This window comes from Sporomusa sp. GT1 (assembly GCF_014634905.1).
GTDB classification, from domain to species: Bacteria; Bacillota; Negativicutes; order Sporomusales; family Sporomusaceae; genus Sporomusa; species Sporomusa sphaeroides.
Window position 1 is genome coordinate 325,198 of the sequence record NZ_BMBX01000001.1, and the last position, 14,969, is coordinate 340,166.

Genomic DNA, 14,969 nt, shown 5'->3' on the forward strand with positions numbered 1-14,969 from the left:
ACTATTTCCCTCCCTGTCCGGTCAGGTGCTTATACCGGATACACCGTTCGACAAACCGCTTGGCAGCTTGCCGATTACCGGCAAAATGCATATGCAGATAGGAGGCCAATACCTCGCCGGACACATAACCGCCCGGATATTTGGCTCCTGTCCGCATTTTTGTAAATTCGAACGCCCAGGGAAACTCTGCTGCACTTACATCGGGAATCATCCGGGAAAAATGAAATTCATGCCCGCGCAGCCTTTCGCCGCCGGTACATAACACATTATCCTGTAATGCGGTTGTTTCCACATAGCCTACTGTTTCGAGCTTAGACTGCATCTGGCATACTGCCGGGATAATTCCGGCCATATCATAGGCCTGGCCGTCAAAGTCGATAATCTGCCGCGCCAAATACATCAGGCCGCCACATTCAGCATAAACAGGCATGCCGGCTGCTGCCGCACGCCGCAGATCATTTCTCATCAAGACATTGTCCGATAATTCCCTGACAAACATTTCGGGAAAACCGCCGCCCAGTACCACCCCATCTACCTTAGGCAGACAGCTGTCAGCAAGCGGACTAAACGGTACCAGCTCGGCTCCGAACTCAGTCAAAACTTCCAGACTTGACGGATAATAAAAGGTAAATACATCATCCTGGGCTACACCAATCCGGACTTTGGCCTGAGCCGCAGGCTTCCCGGTACTCCCGCTGCCGCCTGGCAGCGGCTCAGCGGTTTTAGCCAGCGCCAGCAACGCATCCAGATTAACCTCTTGCGCTATCTGACGCCCCATTTCCGCCACAGTGGCAGCCGCATCCTGCTCAGTTACCGGCGTCAGGCCAAGATGCCGTTCCGGCATCACCAGCTCGTTGTTGCGAAATACGGTGCCGATAACGGGAATTCCCAGTCTGGCAAAAGCCTCGCAGACCATCAGCCTGTGGCTTGGTGAGCCAAGCCGGTTAATAATGACCCCGGCCAGCTTAACCTCCGGATCATACATTTTAAAGCCCAGCGCTATAGCCGCCGCACTCTCGCCCATAGACTTGGCATTAATCACCAATACTACCGGTGCATTCAGCATTTTTGCCACCGCGGCCGTGCTGCTGACACCGGAGCGCCCGCCATCATACAACCCCATGACACCTTCAATAACGGCAATATCATTGCCTGCTGCCGTACTGGCAAAGATTTCTGCCAGCGTTGCCGGCGGTACCAGCCAGGTATCGAGATTATGCGCGCTTTTGCCGCTGGCCAGACGATGAAAGCCCGGGTCGATGTAGTCAGGGCCAATTTTATAGGATTGGACTTTAAGGCCGCGTTCAGCCAAGGCTGACAGCATACCGGTTACAATGGTGGTTTTACCCACGCCGCTGCTGACTCCGGCAATGACCACCCGGGGAATGTTTAATTGGCCCATAGGTACCCCTCCTGTATTCAGCAAATTAGCGGCCTAACATATACATAACCGCATTAACCGAAGCTGCTGCAATCGGGCTGCCGCCTTTGTTGCCAAGCACAGTGATATAGGGAACAGGCGAAGTGGTATGCAGCAGTTCCTTGGATTCGGCAGCACCAACAAAACCGACAGGTACGCCAACAATGAGGGCCGGCTTGACATTATTTTCTTTAATCATTGTCAAAACTTCAAACAGGGCTGTCGGTGCATTGCCAATGGCCACAATGGCGCCATTGAGCTTATCACCAAATTTGCGCATGGCCGCCATTGACCGGGTAATGCCGGCTGCTTTGGCTTCCTGGGCCACCGTTTCATCAGCTACCAGACAATAAGCCTGGCCGCCCAGTTCGGCCAGCCGGCGCTTGTTTATACCGGTGCGAACCATTTCTACATCACAGAAAATGTCGCAGCCGTTTTTAAGCGCCGCGAGCCCGGAAGCAATGGCTTCCGGATGAATTTTAATAATCCGGGCATAATCGGGGTCACCGGCAGCATGAATAATGCGCGAATACACTTTGATTGCCTGTTCATCTAAATTGAAACCGTCTAAATAGGGAGCGATAATCTCCATACTGCGATTTTCAATAGCCATCGGGTCTTTTATATATTCCATGATAATCCCTCCCGAATAGTAATTATTCTCATTTTGCAGCAGTACCGGCCAGCAGTCTTGTTATTACTTCGGTGCTTGTCCGGCACAGATTTTTATACTCAATCGCCGGACGTCCAATGACCACCAGCTTCAGACCAAGTTCCATAGCGGCCGATATTTTGGTATCAGCACCACCAATAGTACCACTGTTCTTAGTTATGACAACCTCTGTACCATACTCCTTAAATAACGCCACATTAAGCGTGTGGGAAAATGGCCCCTGGATGGCAACAATATCACCAGGCTTGAATCCCAGTTCCATACATTCTGTTATTACATCAATTTGTGGCAGCACCCTGGCAATCAGGCGGCAATCTGCCAGCAGCGGTTCTGTCTTGAATATCTTTAACGTGCGGCTGCCTGTGGTTAAGAAGATTATCTTGCCAAGACCGGCTGCTATTCTTGCGGCCTCGGCAGCATCTTTAGCCAGATGCAGTTGCCTGTATTCCGGAACACTCACCTCTGAACGTTCGTAGCGTATGTAGTCAACTCCACTGGTTTCACAGGCAGCCATAGCATTTGCCGATACATTGGCGGCATAGGGATGGCTGGCGTCCACAACCGCCTTAATCCCCTGAGCAGCTATGAATTCCTGCATCCCCGCCAGTGTCAACTGTCCCGTATGGACACAAATACCTGGTAATTCGGCCAAACTTCGGCCATAATCACTGATTACCGATACAACCACCTGATAACCGCCTGCCGCCAGACAGGCCGCCAATTGGCGGCCATCCTGCGTACCGGCCAGCACTAAAATCATACGTGATAGCCTCTGGGGGTAATCATTCTCCCATTGGCTGTATATGTCTGGCTGTTGCCAATAATGACCAGTGAAAACATATCAATATGCTCTTTAGTAAAGTTGTCCAAAGTTGACAACGTCATATCTTCTTTGGTCCGGGTAGCGTGATGCACAATCCCGACCGGAGTATCGGTCTGCCGGTGTTTTAGCGCAATTTCGCGCACCGTTTCTATTTGACTTGTCCGCCGGGTACTTTTGGGGTTATAAATAGCAATAACGAAATCCCCGGCAACCGCCATTTCCACTCTCTTTTTAATAACTTCCCAGGGAGTTAATAAGTCACTCAGACTGATAACGGCAAAATCGTGCATCAGCGGTGCTCCCAGGATAGATGCTGCCGCACCGACGGCGCTGATACCGGGAATAACCTCTACTTCCGGCTGCCTGGCTGCCGGCTGCTTGCCAACAAGTTCAAGCACTAAACCGGCCATACCATATATTCCCGGGTCGCCGCTGGAAATTACCGCCACCTGTTTTCCGGTCATGGCTTTATCTACCGCCGCCTGACAACGGTCGATTTCCTGCATCATGCCTGTGCCAATGGTGGTTTTGGCTGGCAGCAGAGCTTTTATCAAATCCAAATAGGTATCATAACCAACAATAATCTCAGCATCTTCAATCGCCTGCCGGGCTCGGGGCGTCATATCCTCCAGGCTGCCTGGCCCTATTCCCACCACCGATATTTTACCGTTGTGACCGCCACAGTCACTTTGGGATATTTTGTTTTGGGCAAAATCAGCTTGTTGTTCCGCCCCGCTAGTATGGCTGCTGGTTCGCATACATTTCCCACTCCTATCTTCTCATTAACAAAATCAGATAACGACAATTCATATTGGTCTATACATTGTTCCAGTTGTTCATTGGTAAAAAACTTAATCGGCACACCCAGCTGCTCCGCCACTGCGAGCAAACCCTGTTCATCGGCTTTTACGACAGTACTGCCAATCACAGCCACACTGTTGCTGCTCCGTCCGATTGTCCGGCAAGCCTGATTGATGGCTGACAAAATTTCAGCACCGGTGGTATCCCGCCGACAGCCGATACCAAGGGCTAAACTGTGGGGACGCAAATACAGATGCTGTTTCTGAATAGTAAGTTCTTTATCGGTAATGACTACAGCAGCATCATACTGATCCGGATGGATAAGTTCACTGCTATAAACTAATGCAACCCCTTGCCTGGCTGCCAAAGCAATATACCGCTCGCTTTCAGCCAGTTCTTTATCAACAAAAAACAACACCCTGTCACCATTAACAATGGCTGCGTTTATGGTTTTTAGCGAGCTGAACGGTTCTATGGCCAGGTCAAGTTTGACTGCCAGTATGTCAGCAGCCGGCAAGCCGGCAACATCGGTAGCGGTAGTGATAACCGGCACAGCTTTGGCGGCACGGCTCACTAACCCGGTTAACTCATTGGCGCCGCCGATATGACCTGACAACAGGCTTATCGCATAATTGCCGCCATCATCCATGACAACTACCGCTGGATCGCAGCGTTTGTCCTTCACCTGTGCCGCAATGACCCTCACGACAATTCCTGTCGCCATAATGAACACCAAGCCATCATATAAGGAAAATATTTCAGCTACCAGGTCGCTTAAGGAGTCATAGGTATGATGTAACTCTGGCAGATTGCGCCCGTTTTTAGCATAGACATCAACCCCCGGCCCCAGCAGCGGTGCTATCCGTTCAGCCAGTTCGGCCCCTTTGCGGGTAACTGAGATGACTGCCAGCTTCACAATTTATTTAGCCTCCTGCGCCTGTCTGAACATATGTCCGAATTCCGGAGCATATAACCGCGACAAAGCATAATCGGTTTGCAAGACCTTACCGACCACAATCATGGCTGTACGGTCAATATTATTTTCTCTGGCAATTTGAGCAATAGTGCCTAAGGTAGCGCGGAAGATTTTTTGATCAGGCCAGGAGGCTTTTTGCACAATAGCCACCGGGGTTTCGTAGGTATAGCCGCCATCTACCAGCTCTTTAACCACATTGTCCAGCATATGCACACTCAGGAAAATACACATCGTAGCCTCGTGGCTGGCCAGCTTAACCAGTTTTTCTTTTTCCGGCACCGGGGTGCGCCCTTCCAAACGGGTAATAATTACCGTCTGGGATACATCAGGCAATGTATATTCCTGCTTTAAGGCAGCAGCTGTAGCCAGGAACGAGCTAACGCCGGGGATAACTTCAAAATCAATATTTTTCGGTGCCAGTGCATCCATTTGCTCCTGAATGGCACCATATATGCTGGGATCGCCGGTATGTAACCGGACTACCAGCTTGTTCTCTTTAACCCCTTGCTCCATAACAGCAATGACTTCATCCAGCGTCATGGAGGCGCTGTTATAGATGGCAGCTCCATTTTTAGCCAGGGATAAGAGCGCCGGATTGACTAACGAACCGGCATAAATAATGATATCTGCCTGTCCCAAAAAGCGCTGCCCTTTCACGGTAATCAGCTCAGGATCTCCCGGACCGGCTCCTACAAAAAATACATTCATTGATATTCTCCCTTCATCCAGGCTGTTTCCCTATCCGGCAGCCTGCCCTTCTTTAGTACAGGTAATAATATATATCGGGTTAAGTGCTTTAAACATATTACTGGTGCCCACCGGCTGAATCCGGGTAACTTGTACACAGCAAGCCTCAACCGCATAGGCCGGACGCTGCCGCATAAGCTGGAGAGCGGCAGACAGTGTTTCTACGGTAACAGCTGTTACAATCAGGCGTCCGCCCGGTTTCAGCAATTGATCGGCCGAGGACAAAATGTCGGGCAGCCTGCCGCCACTGCCGCCGATTAAGATGACTTCCGCCGCCGGCAGCCCGGCCAGCGCCGCCGGTGCCGAACCAAGCACAGCCTTAACATTGCCGGCCGCAAACTTAGCGGCGTTGGCCTTAATCAGTTCAATCCCCTCGGGTTCGCGCTCAATGGCATATACCCTGCCTTGCCTGGCCAATAACGCTGCTTCAATGGATAGCGAACCGGTACCTGCCCCGATATCAATGACAGTGTCGGCAGCACCAATGCTGGCCTTAGCCAAAGTTAAGATGCGAATTTCCTGTTTCGTCATCGGAATGTCGCCTCTGATGAACTGCTCATCCGGAATACCTAAGCTGTGACTCATGCTTTCACCACCATTACGCTATGTTCAAAACCGGGAGTTTCTGTGGCCTCGGCTAAGGTCATAGCAGCCACCACTTCATTGTCATAAGACAAATTGGCGCATAACCAGACATGAGCCGCCTCCGGCCACCCGAATGCTAACAGGATGCGCGAAATGCAGGCCGGATTGTGCTGAGTGTCAGTCAGGATGCCCAGCTTATGGCCTGGCCGGTAACGCAGTACCTCATCAGCGGCTGTACGGCCATGCATACTGATCAGAGCGGCATCCTGCCACACTTCGGCCACCCGGGCAAACGCCAATTGGGCCGAACTAATACCGGGAATCACCGTAATACTCTCTGGCGCAAACCGTTTTCTGACTGCCACCAGCATGCTGTAAAAGCCCGGGTCGCCGGACACCATAACCACTACATCCTGACTTGCCAGCTGTTCTTCAATAAAATCAAGCACACCGTTGATATCTTTATCAATAATCCTGGTAACCTGACCGCCTGCGGCAAAGGTATCCAGCGCCCGCTTACTGCCTACCAGAACTCTGGCCTGGGCAATCCTCCGGCTAACGACAGGCAGTACATAATCAGGCGATCCGGGGCCAATGCCAACAACTACTACCTGGTACCTACATTCCATCCTAAATGGCCTCCAATTTCACGGGCTGTCTCATCAAGCCCCAGTATATCTCCCTGTAAAGTCACAATAACGGTTCCCACTGTCAAATCACCAAACACATAACGCTTTGCCCTGGCACTGGCCCTTTCGGCCAGTACAGAATAAACCTCGGTCATATTATACCGGGCGATGATTGGCATAGCAGCTTCGGTAGTAGTCGAAGCCATTATTTCTTCGATGGCCGTCTGTGGCGCTCCGTTTAGCGCCATATAGGCGGCTATTGTCTCCAGGCGGGCATCGGCCATCCGGTTATGAGTATGGAATATGCCGGCCGACACTTTAACGATTTTGCCAAGATGTCCAAATAACAACACCCGGCGCATGCCGTATTTTACTGCATTCTCCAACATATGTCCGATAAAATTGCTTGTCTGGATTACGGCAGCGGCCGGCAGGCCGCAACGGTTGATGGCTATATCCTGTCCGATTTTTCCCGGAGCAAATACTATATCTGTATAGCCTAATGCCTGCACCACACTAATCTGCGGTACAAGTGAATTTTTAAAAGCCTCTTCTGACATCGGTTCAACAATACCGGTAGTGCCAATAATCGACAGTCCGCCAACAATCCCCAATATGGGGTTAAGCGTTCTGGTCGCCAATTTCTCTCCCTCGGGAATAGAAATTGTCACAACAGCCCCTTTATCTGTTGGCAAACACTCAGTCACAGCCCTGGTAATCATGGAACGCGGCCCGGGATTTACTGCCGGTTCACCTACCGGCACAGCCAGCCCGGGTTTGGTCACCGTTCCTACGCCAATACCTGCTTTGATCATAACTCCCGGTTTATCGGTAATAATGACCTCTGCCATAATCCTAACCCCATTGGTTATATCCGGATCATCACCGGCATCTTTGATTATTGCCGCCATACCGCCGCCGGCAACCGGCCAGCTTTCGGCAACAGGTACTGTCAGCAGGACTCCTTGTGGTGAAAAAACCTGAAGAACAGTCACCGGCTGGCCCAGCCAGGCCATAACCGCAGCCTTGGCTGCCGCTGCGGCACAAGTCCCGGTGGTTATCCCTTTGCGCATTTCTTTATCGGACAATAAAAAAGCCCCCTTGAGCAGGGGGTATAACACCAAACAACATGTAAAGATTGCCTGAATATTGTACCCACACCTGCCTATCTTCCGTAGGTCCTAGCGGCATGTGTTAGAACAGGCAGGTCTCCTGACTCTGGTTCTTCGCGTACTTAGCCTTCCCAGTTTCCCAGTGGCATGTATTAAGCAGCATCCCCATTACAGTGGCGGGACCGCGCCGGTATTACACCGGACTTCCCTATTAAGCGCAAAGCACCCATTCCCTTACATGTATCAAATTTGCGATTAGTACTATTATTCCATATAGTTAATTATTTTCCTGCTTACCAGGCAGGAATTATCTAAATTAAATAATCTAAAAATTTTTCTGTATTTTTTGCGTTTTTTGTCAATTTTTAAAAGGGTTTTAGCCTATTTATTACGAAGTGTATACTGGTCAGACCATCATACCGATTAATTCGGTTATAAGGGAGTGGAGAATTTGAAAAAAGTAAGTGAAAATTGGACCCATGCGCTTACCTCCGGTACTTGTAGCGCCAACCTGTTCCCGGAGTTTGAAACCCGGGCAAAAAACGCGGCCGCCGAAGTATTTCGCGTCAAAACAGCGGCTGAAGCCAAAGAAGTCATTGCCAATTTAGTCAAATACACCAACGCCCGCAAAGTAGTAGCCGTTGACAGCCCCTTGCAACAGGCAGCAGGAATTAATGCCACCCTAACAGACCTGGGTGTAAGCCTGTACACCGAACAAGCAGATATCGCCGAGCATGCTGAAAGTGCCGACATTGGCATCTCCGCTGTTGAGTTTGGCATTGCCGAGTCAGGCAGTGTTTGCCAGGATGCGTTAGCGTTTGAAAGCAGGCTTGTCTCGATGCTGCCTCCTTTACATATTGTTTTCATGAACAGCAATAGAATTGTTCCCGGCATAACAGAAGCTATGGAAACAATCGCCAAAGTCTACGACCGCGGTTATATCAGCTTTATTACCGGCCCCAGCCGCACTGCCGATATTGAACGCGTACTGACAATCGGCGTACATGGTCCCAGCCGTTTTGTCATTATTGCCGTTGATGAAGAAGTTAACGGAGGTAAGCAATAATGGAAGCGAATAATCGTAATATAAAAAATGAAATCCAGGAAAAGTTACAGGATGAAGTGCTGCGTGGCGCATTAAGCCGCTTTGCGGAGGCCTATCCAATATCCAGGGCCAAAGCTTATGAAAATGTTGCCGATATTGAGGCTCTGCGCGAACAAGTCCGTCAAATGAAGATGAGCGCCGTTGCCGATATTGAAAACCTAGCCGATAAATTTGAAACAGAAGCTGCCAAACGGGGCGCTAAAGTGTTTCGCGCCAAAGATGGCAATGCGTTAAAAGAATATTTGATAAACCTCTGTAAAGAAAAAAATGTAAAACGAATTGTTAAATCCAAATCCATGGCTTCCGAGGAAATTCATCTTAATCACGATCTGGAAGCAGCCGGCTTGCATGTTAAAGAAACTGACCTGGGTGAATGGATTATCTCTCTGGCCGGTCATAAACCGTCCCATATGGTTATGCCAGCCATTCACTTAAACCGTGAACAAGTTGCCGGCTACTTCTCCAAAGAACTGAAGCAGGAAATTCCGACCGATATTCCGTTCATGGTTCAGGCTGCCCGCCAAGCGCTCAGAGGGGAGTTCCTGGAAGCTGATATGGGCATATCGGGCGCAAACTTCGGTATCGCTGAAAATGGCGCTATCGGGCTGGTAACGAATGAAGGCAACGCCCGCCTTGTCACTACCCTGCCACGGGTTCATGTTGTCATCATCGGTTATGAAAAACTGATTCCCACCATTAAAGATGCCGCCCCCATCCTGCGCACCCTGCCGCGTAATGCCACCGGCCAGCTGATGACCAGTTATATGACCATGACTTCCGGTGTAACCCCGGTCATGGTCAAACAAGACGGAAAATGGGTTGAGCAAGACAAAGAACTTCATATTATTTTATTTGATAACGGACGCTTACAAGCTGCCCATGACGATAAATTCAAAGAAATCTACCAATGTGTTCGCTGTGCTTCCTGCCTCAACGTCTGTCCTGTATACACAATTGTCGGCGGTCATGTGTATGGTCACATCTATGCCGGCGGTATCGGCGCCATCCTGACGGCCTTCCTCAACAGTATGGGGGATTTTGAAAAAATCAATGAACTTTGTATCGGCTGCCGCAAATGTGTTGAGATATGCCCTGGCAAAATTGACATACCACACCTGATTGAAGAACTCCGGGCCAAAGCCGTCAAGGAACACGGTCTGCCTTTCGGTGTTAAAGCAGTAGTTGAAAACGTACTGTCAAACCGTAAGGTATTCCACACCCTGCTGCGGTTAGCAGCGATCGGTCAAAAACCGTTCCAATCCGGCCGTGTAATCCGTCATTTGCCGCTATTTTTAGCCGGCATGGCCAAAGACCGCAGTCTCCCGGCAGTGGCTGATGTTCCCTTCCGTGACCGCGTATCCAAGGTAACCAGGAAAATAAATCAGCCTGTCAAGAAAATCGCCTTCTTTAGCGGCTGTAACATTGATTTTATTTTCCCGGAAACCGGTGAGTCGGTGTATAAGGTACTACAGGATCTTAATATGGAAGTAGTTTTCCCGGAAGAACAAAGCTGCTGCGGCAAACCGGTACTGGGGATGGGTGACCGCGAAACAGCCAAACGGATTGCCAAAAAGAATATCGAGGCCTTCGAAGCCACAGGCGCTGACGCCATTCTTTCAGCTTGCCCGACTTGCGCCGAGACCTGGCATCAAACTTATATCGAATTGTTTGAAGATGAGCCGGCCTGGAAGGCCCGGGCCGAAAAAATCGGTCATAAGGTCTGCGAGTTTACCAGCTTTGTCGCGAAGGAATATCAAAAAGCCGGCCGCCTGGTCAAAACTGCCGGCAATGTAAAAGTAACATACCATGATTCCTGCCATATGAAACGCGGCCTTGGCATTTATACCGAGCCGCGCCAGTTGCTGGAAGCGGCTAACGGCTACGAGCTGGTAGAAATGAAAGACTGCGATAAATGCTGCGGTATGGCCGGTGCCTTCGGCGTCAAATATACCGAGCTGTCCATGCCTATCCTTAAGCAAAAAATTACCAACATTAAAGCCAGCGACGCTGAGATAGTCGCCGTTGCCTGCCCGGCATGCATGATGCAAATTCAGGGTGGCCTTGATAAGCAGCTGCCAAATGTAAAGATTAAGCATGTAGCCGAGATTTTAGCGGAAAATATTAAAGAGTAAATAAAGAAAACACGGCTTGCGCCGAGCCTTTGGCGAAAGCGGAAGCCGATGTTGCCCTTATCCTAACAGAAAGCATAGCTTTCTGTTAGGATAAAAAAAGGAGTCTTTCGCTGAGAAAGACTCCTTTTGGCTGTTCATTTTGCTGCTTATCTCTCTGCCTGCCCCAGGGCATAGCCAGTTTCAAGCGCTTTCTTGTTAAGTTCTTCAGTACCTTTAGGTACTCTGGCCAGTACAGCCTTGGTCAAACATTCCAGTTCTACCAGATCGGCAAAACCGGCCAATGCACCAAGAGCAACAATATTGGCAACCATAACATTCCCCAGTTCATTACGGGCAATATGGGTTATCGGCAATGCCAAGACTTTGGCATCTACTTCCGGCAGTGTTTTAACCAGGGTAGTATCAACAACCAGCTTGCCGCCTTGCTTTAACAGGCCGATATATTTATTGCAGGCTTCCTGGCTCATAGCCAGCAAAATATCTGCCGCGGTAGCTTTGGGATAATCGATTTCCTGATCACTGATAAGGACTTCGGATTTGCTGGCTCCCCCTCTGGCCTCCGGACCATAGGACTGGGTCTGAATGGTCTGCTTGCCGTCAAGAATAGCCGCTTCCGCCAAAATAATACCGGCAAGAATCAAACCTTGACCACCAGTACCGCTCAAGCTAATTTGCCACATTATTTATTCCCCCTTTTGGCCTGAACATGAGCAATCAGTTTGTCATATTCTGCGGTAAACTCAGGGGCTTCCGAACGGTGAAGCTCGCCAATAACAAACTTGTCTTTAAGCTGTTCCTGCGAAAGCTTGGCAGCAGCCTGAACCGGAATTGCGTGTTCTTTCTGCCATTCCATCATTTTAGCTGCCGAACCCATCTTGTTTTTACGTCCGTAAGAAACAGGACATTGGGTAATGGCATCAATTACGGAAAAGCCTTTATTTTCAATACCTTTGACGACGAGATCTGTCAACATATTGGCATGAAATGCGGTTGCCCTGGCCACATAGGTAGCACCGGCAGCAATAGCTAATGCCCCAATGTCAAAGGACCGCTCAATATGACCAAACGGTGCCGTCGTTGATCTGCTGGCAAGCGGGGTAAGCGGCGAGGACTGTCCGCCGGTCATACCATAGATATTGTTGTTAAAGATAATGGTAGTAAGGTCGATATTCCGTCTGGCAGCATGAATGAAATGATTGCCGCCAATAGCGGTAGAGTCGCCATCACCGGTAATGACCAAGACATTCAGTTCAGGTTGCGCCAGCTTAATACCTGTGGCAAAAGTCAGCGCTCTGCCATGAGCTGTGTGGACAGTATTGAAGTTCATGTAACCGGATGCCCGGGACGAACAGCCGATACCTGATACAATAATGGTCTTTTCCTGATCAAGACCTAATTTATCAATGGCGCGAATGATAGAAGCCAAGATGATACCATTGCCGCAGCCGGGACACCAGATATGGGGAAAAGCTGACGGCCGCAAATATTTTTCGATGTCTGCCATTATTTAGCACCTCCAACGGCTGTAACAATTGGTGCCAGTATTTCTTCCGGTTTAAATAGTTCACCGTCGACCCTGGTAACAGAAACTACTTTGTCCTGACCTACATACCGCTCAATTTCACCGGCCAATTGGCCATAGTTCATTTCAGGCACAATAACCTTTTGGACTTTTGCTGCTGCCTGTTTTACAACATCGCCAGGAAACGGCCAGATGGTAATCAATTTCAAGAGACCTGCCTTAATCCCCTGCTCTCTGGCTGCCTTCACAGCAGCAATGGCTGCTCTGGCCGACCCGCCATAAGACACAACCAATACTTCGGCATCATCAAGATAATGCTCGGTGTAAAGCGTCAGTTCCTCTTTGGCATTATCAATTTTAGTATGTAAACGTTCAATGAGCTCAGCTGTAAGGTCATTAGCCTGGGTAGGCTGTCCCAGATAATTATGCACCAAGCCTGTTACATGGTAATAATAGCCTGACCCGAAAGCAGCCATCGGCGGAATGCCATCGGCCTCAGGTTTGTACGCCTGATACTCGCTTGGCGGGACAGCAGGCAATTTACGGTCAATGATCTCAATTTCATCCGGTTCCGGTAATTCTACCCGCTCGCGCATATGGCCGATGACTTCGTCCAACAGCAGCACAACAGGAGTACGGAACTTTTCCGAAAAATTAACTGCTTTGACGGTTACATCAAAACATTCACGCACAGATGCCGGCGACAGAGCAATTACACCACGGTCGCCGTGACTGCCCCAGCGAGCCTGCATAACATCCCCTTGACCGGGTGATGTAGGTTTGCCGGTGCTTGGGCCCAAACGCTGCACATTAACAATTACAACCGGAATTTCAGCAATAGAGGCATAGCCGATTAATTCCTGCTTGAGTGAAAAGCCGGGGCCACTGGTAGCAGTAAGTGCCTTAACTCCGGTCAGGGCTGCGCCGCATACGGCACCCATGCTGGCAATTTCATCTTCCATCTGGATAAACTTACCGCCCAGCGCCGGCAGTTTTTCAGCAAGTATTTCAGCAACTTCAGTACTTGGGGTAATAGGATAACCACCAAAAAAACGAACTCCAGCCGCCAGTGCCCCTTCGGCACAAGCCTGATTACCCTGCATTAAGCGTGCTTTTGTCACTTGGCAGTCCCCCCATCGGTTTTCGTACTGGTTTTTTCTTCTTTGGTTACTTTAATCGCATAATCCGGGCAACGCAGCTCGCATTGACCACAGATAATACATTTATCTGGATCTTTTGCATAGATTTTGCCCATTTCGTCTAAATCCAGAACGGCTTTAGGACAAAAATGCACACAGATACCACAGCCTTTACATAGCTTTGGTTTAATAGCCAGTGCCATAACAGCTTTCACTCCTCTTTCAATCAGTGTATGACTAGTGTGGATACTGATATATATACCCTAGTATAACCATAATAATTGGTTATCCAATTTTAAATTTGCTGTTATTGCGACATTTTCCTGCTAAAAATTTTATAAGCTGCAAAAAAAAAGTTAGTAATTTACATTGCCTTATTCAAAGCATGATAGGTTCGTCGCAGGCCTTCAGGCAACGGCATATAAGGCTGCCAGCCAATACCGGCAAGAGCAGCACGATTTGATAGTGTCGAGTGATAAATATCCCCTTCTCGAGGCGGCAGATAGCTCCTGTCCATTGGCTTGTCAGCCACAGCCGCCAATATTGCAATCAAATCGTTAACACTGGTTTGTGTCTGACTGCTAATGTTATATACCCTGTTTACCCGCGTATGCGCCATAAGGGCCTGACAATTTGCCTCAGCCACATCACCAACATAAATAAAGTCTCTGGTCTGGCCGCCATCGCCAAAAATACAGATCGGCTGATTTTGATGAAGTTTGCGGGTAAAAATGCTTACTACCCCTCCCTCGCCGCCGTCGCCTTGACGTTCACCATATACATTGGCATAACGGAGAACTACATAGTCAAGCTGATGGATCTGGCTGTAGAGCGCAAGATACTTCTCACCGGTACACTTGGTAAGACCATAAAAAGACCCGGGCTTAAGGTGCGCTTCCTCAACAATCGGCAAACAGTCCGCATCGCCGTAAACTGCAGCACTGGAGGCAAATACCACCCGTTTAACACCTGTTTTGCGGCAGGCTTCCAAAACATTCACCATGCCGAGCAAGTTTACCTGACAATCAATATCAGGATGGTCAACAGAATAGGGTACTGATGTTTGTGCAGCAAGATGCACTACACAATCAAACCTTTCCTGGGAAAATACATTCAACAGCTCAGCGTCCAGAATATCCATCTTCACAAATTTGACCCCGTCCGCAACATTGGCACGCAAGCCTGTACTTAGGTTATCAAGTACAACAACCTCCCAGCCCTTGTCCAGCATCTTATCAACAGTATGCGAGCCGATAAAGCCGGCGCCGCCAGTTACTAGTGCTTTCATATTGCTCATCCTCTATC

16 protein-coding genes and 1 riboswitch are annotated in these 14,969 nt (G+C 49.3%); of the genes, 2 read left to right on the forward strand and 14 right to left on the reverse strand.

What is annotated here, in order from left to right; genetic code table 11:
* Position 1: 1 nt before the first annotated feature.
* The 9 genes from GT1_RS01720 to cbiD are packed head-to-tail and all read right to left on the reverse strand — an operon-like array spanning position 2 to position 7,727.
* A complete protein-coding gene (locus tag GT1_RS01720; RefSeq protein WP_188396918.1) occupies positions 2–1,402 on the reverse strand; it encodes a cobyrinate a,c-diamide synthase in 1,401 nt (466 codons plus the stop codon).
* 25 nt (positions 1,403–1,427) lie between these two features.
* On the reverse strand, positions 1,428–2,054 hold the full coding sequence (locus tag GT1_RS01725) for a precorrin-8X methylmutase (RefSeq protein ID WP_188396920.1): 627 nt from the start codon (positions 2,052–2,054) through the stop codon (positions 1,428–1,430).
* A gap of 28 nt (positions 2,055–2,082) precedes the next feature.
* Entirely contained in the window at positions 2,083–2,853 is a 771-nt protein-coding gene (gene cobK / locus GT1_RS01730; RefSeq protein ID WP_188396922.1) for a precorrin-6A reductase, read from the reverse strand.
* Positions 2,850–3,539, reverse strand: a complete 690-nt coding sequence (cobJ, locus tag GT1_RS01735) for a precorrin-3B C(17)-methyltransferase (protein ID WP_255430401.1) — start codon at positions 3,537–3,539, stop codon at positions 2,850–2,852. The genes cobK and cobJ overlap by 4 nt, the downstream gene beginning before the upstream one ends.
* A gap of 20 nt (positions 3,540–3,559) precedes the next feature.
* Complete coding sequence (locus tag GT1_RS01740; RefSeq protein ID WP_188396927.1) at positions 3,560–4,633, reverse strand: cobalt-precorrin 5A hydrolase; 1,074 nt, start codon at positions 4,631–4,633, stop codon at positions 3,560–3,562.
* A 3-nt stretch (positions 4,634–4,636) separates the two neighbouring features.
* Positions 4,637–5,401, reverse strand: coding sequence for a precorrin-4 C(11)-methyltransferase (cobM, locus tag GT1_RS01745; RefSeq protein ID WP_188396929.1), 765 nt, complete (start codon positions 5,399–5,401; stop codon positions 4,637–4,639).
* 30 nt (positions 5,402–5,431) lie between these two features.
* Entirely contained in the window at positions 5,432–6,025 is a 594-nt protein-coding gene (gene cbiT, locus GT1_RS01750; protein WP_188396931.1) for a precorrin-6Y C5,15-methyltransferase (decarboxylating) subunit CbiT, read from the reverse strand.
* Positions 6,022–6,654, reverse strand: coding sequence for a precorrin-6y C5,15-methyltransferase (decarboxylating) subunit CbiE (cbiE, locus tag GT1_RS01755; protein WP_188396933.1), 633 nt, complete (start codon positions 6,652–6,654; stop codon positions 6,022–6,024). The genes cbiT and cbiE overlap by 4 nt, the downstream gene beginning before the upstream one ends.
* Positions 6,633–7,727: a cobalt-precorrin-5B (C(1))-methyltransferase CbiD gene (gene cbiD, locus GT1_RS01760; RefSeq protein ID WP_188397505.1), complete on the reverse strand. Its 1,095-nt coding sequence runs from the start codon at positions 7,725–7,727 to the stop codon at positions 6,633–6,635. Before cbiD ends, cbiE begins: the two co-directional genes overlap by 22 nt.
* 111 nt (positions 7,728–7,838) lie before the next feature.
* A riboswitch (cobalamin riboswitch) is annotated at positions 7,839–8,011 on the reverse strand.
* Positions 8,012–8,217: 206 nt separating this feature from the next.
* Here cbiD and GT1_RS01765 point away from each other — a divergent pair.
* Both GT1_RS01765 and ldhH read left to right on the forward strand, forming a co-directional pair.
* On the forward strand, positions 8,218–8,832 hold the full coding sequence (locus GT1_RS01765; RefSeq protein WP_188396935.1) for a lactate utilization protein C: 615 nt from the start codon (positions 8,218–8,220) through the stop codon (positions 8,830–8,832).
* Positions 8,832–11,003, forward strand: a complete 2,172-nt coding sequence (gene ldhH / locus GT1_RS01770; protein WP_188396937.1) for an L-lactate dehydrogenase (quinone) large subunit LdhH — start codon at positions 8,832–8,834, stop codon at positions 11,001–11,003. Before GT1_RS01765 ends, ldhH begins: the two co-directional genes overlap by 1 nt.
* A gap of 146 nt (positions 11,004–11,149) precedes the next feature.
* Here the strand turns inward: ldhH and GT1_RS01775 are convergent, their stop codons facing one another.
* The 5 genes from GT1_RS01775 to GT1_RS01795 all read right to left on the reverse strand — a co-directional run bounded on the left by GT1_RS01775 (position 11,150) and on the right by GT1_RS01795 (position 14,952).
* A complete protein-coding gene (locus GT1_RS01775; protein ID WP_075754831.1) occupies positions 11,150–11,683 on the reverse strand; it encodes a 2-oxoacid:acceptor oxidoreductase family protein in 534 nt (177 codons plus the stop codon).
* Positions 11,683–12,507 (reverse strand): thiamine pyrophosphate-dependent enzyme, encoded by an 825-nt coding sequence (locus tag GT1_RS01780; protein ID WP_083945451.1) that lies wholly within the window; start codon positions 12,505–12,507, stop codon positions 11,683–11,685. Before GT1_RS01780 ends, GT1_RS01775 begins: the two co-directional genes overlap by 1 nt.
* Positions 12,507–13,646 (reverse strand): 2-oxoacid:acceptor oxidoreductase subunit alpha, encoded by a 1,140-nt coding sequence (locus GT1_RS01785; RefSeq protein WP_188396939.1) that lies wholly within the window; start codon positions 13,644–13,646, stop codon positions 12,507–12,509. The genes GT1_RS01780 and GT1_RS01785 overlap by 1 nt, the downstream gene beginning before the upstream one ends.
* Positions 13,643–13,867, reverse strand: coding sequence for a ferredoxin family protein (locus GT1_RS01790; RefSeq protein ID WP_188396941.1), 225 nt, complete (start codon positions 13,865–13,867; stop codon positions 13,643–13,645). The genes GT1_RS01785 and GT1_RS01790 overlap by 4 nt, the downstream gene beginning before the upstream one ends.
* A gap of 161 nt (positions 13,868–14,028) precedes the next feature.
* A complete protein-coding gene (locus GT1_RS01795; protein WP_188396943.1) occupies positions 14,029–14,952 on the reverse strand; it encodes an NAD-dependent epimerase/dehydratase family protein in 924 nt (307 codons plus the stop codon).
* Between the last annotated feature and the right edge of the window lie 17 nt (positions 14,953–14,969).

Bases quoted from the DNA above. Each gene is read 5' to 3' on its own strand.
- GT1_RS01720 (WP_188396918.1), bottom strand. From the start codon at position 1,402: ATGGGCCAATTAAACATTCCCCGGGTGGTCATTGCCGGAGTCAGCAGC.
- GT1_RS01725 (WP_188396920.1), bottom strand. From the start codon at position 2,054: ATGGAATATATAAAAGACCCGATGGCTATTGAAAATCGCAGTATGGAG.
- cobK (WP_188396922.1), bottom strand. From the start codon at position 2,853: ATGATTTTAGTGCTGGCCGGTACGCAGGATGGCCGCCAATTGGCGGCC.
- cobJ (WP_255430401.1), bottom strand. From the start codon at position 3,539: ATGACGCCCCGAGCCCGGCAGGCGATTGAAGATGCTGAGATTATTGTT.
- cobM (WP_188396929.1), bottom strand. From the start codon at position 5,401: ATGAATGTATTTTTTGTAGGAGCCGGTCCGGGAGATCCTGAGCTGATT.
- cbiT (WP_188396931.1), bottom strand. From the start codon at position 6,025: ATGAGTCACAGCTTAGGTATTCCGGATGAGCAGTTCATCAGAGGCGAC.
- cbiE (WP_188396933.1), bottom strand. From the start codon at position 6,654: ATGGAATGTAGGTACCAGGTAGTAGTTGTTGGCATTGGCCCCGGATCG.
- cbiD (WP_188397505.1), bottom strand. From the start codon at position 7,727: ATGCGCAAAGGGATAACCACCGGGACTTGTGCCGCAGCGGCAGCCAAG.
- ldhH (WP_188396937.1), top strand. From the start codon at position 8,832: ATGGAAGCGAATAATCGTAATATAAAAAATGAAATCCAGGAAAAGTTA.
- GT1_RS01775 (WP_075754831.1), bottom strand. From the start codon at position 11,683: ATGTGGCAAATTAGCTTGAGCGGTACTGGTGGTCAAGGTTTGATTCTT.
- GT1_RS01780 (WP_083945451.1), bottom strand. From the start codon at position 12,507: ATGGCAGACATCGAAAAATATTTGCGGCCGTCAGCTTTTCCCCATATC.
- GT1_RS01790 (WP_188396941.1), bottom strand. From the start codon at position 13,867: ATGGCACTGGCTATTAAACCAAAGCTATGTAAAGGCTGTGGTATCTGT.
- GT1_RS01795 (WP_188396943.1), bottom strand. From the start codon at position 14,952: ATGAAAGCACTAGTAACTGGCGGCGCCGGCTTTATCGGCTCGCATACT.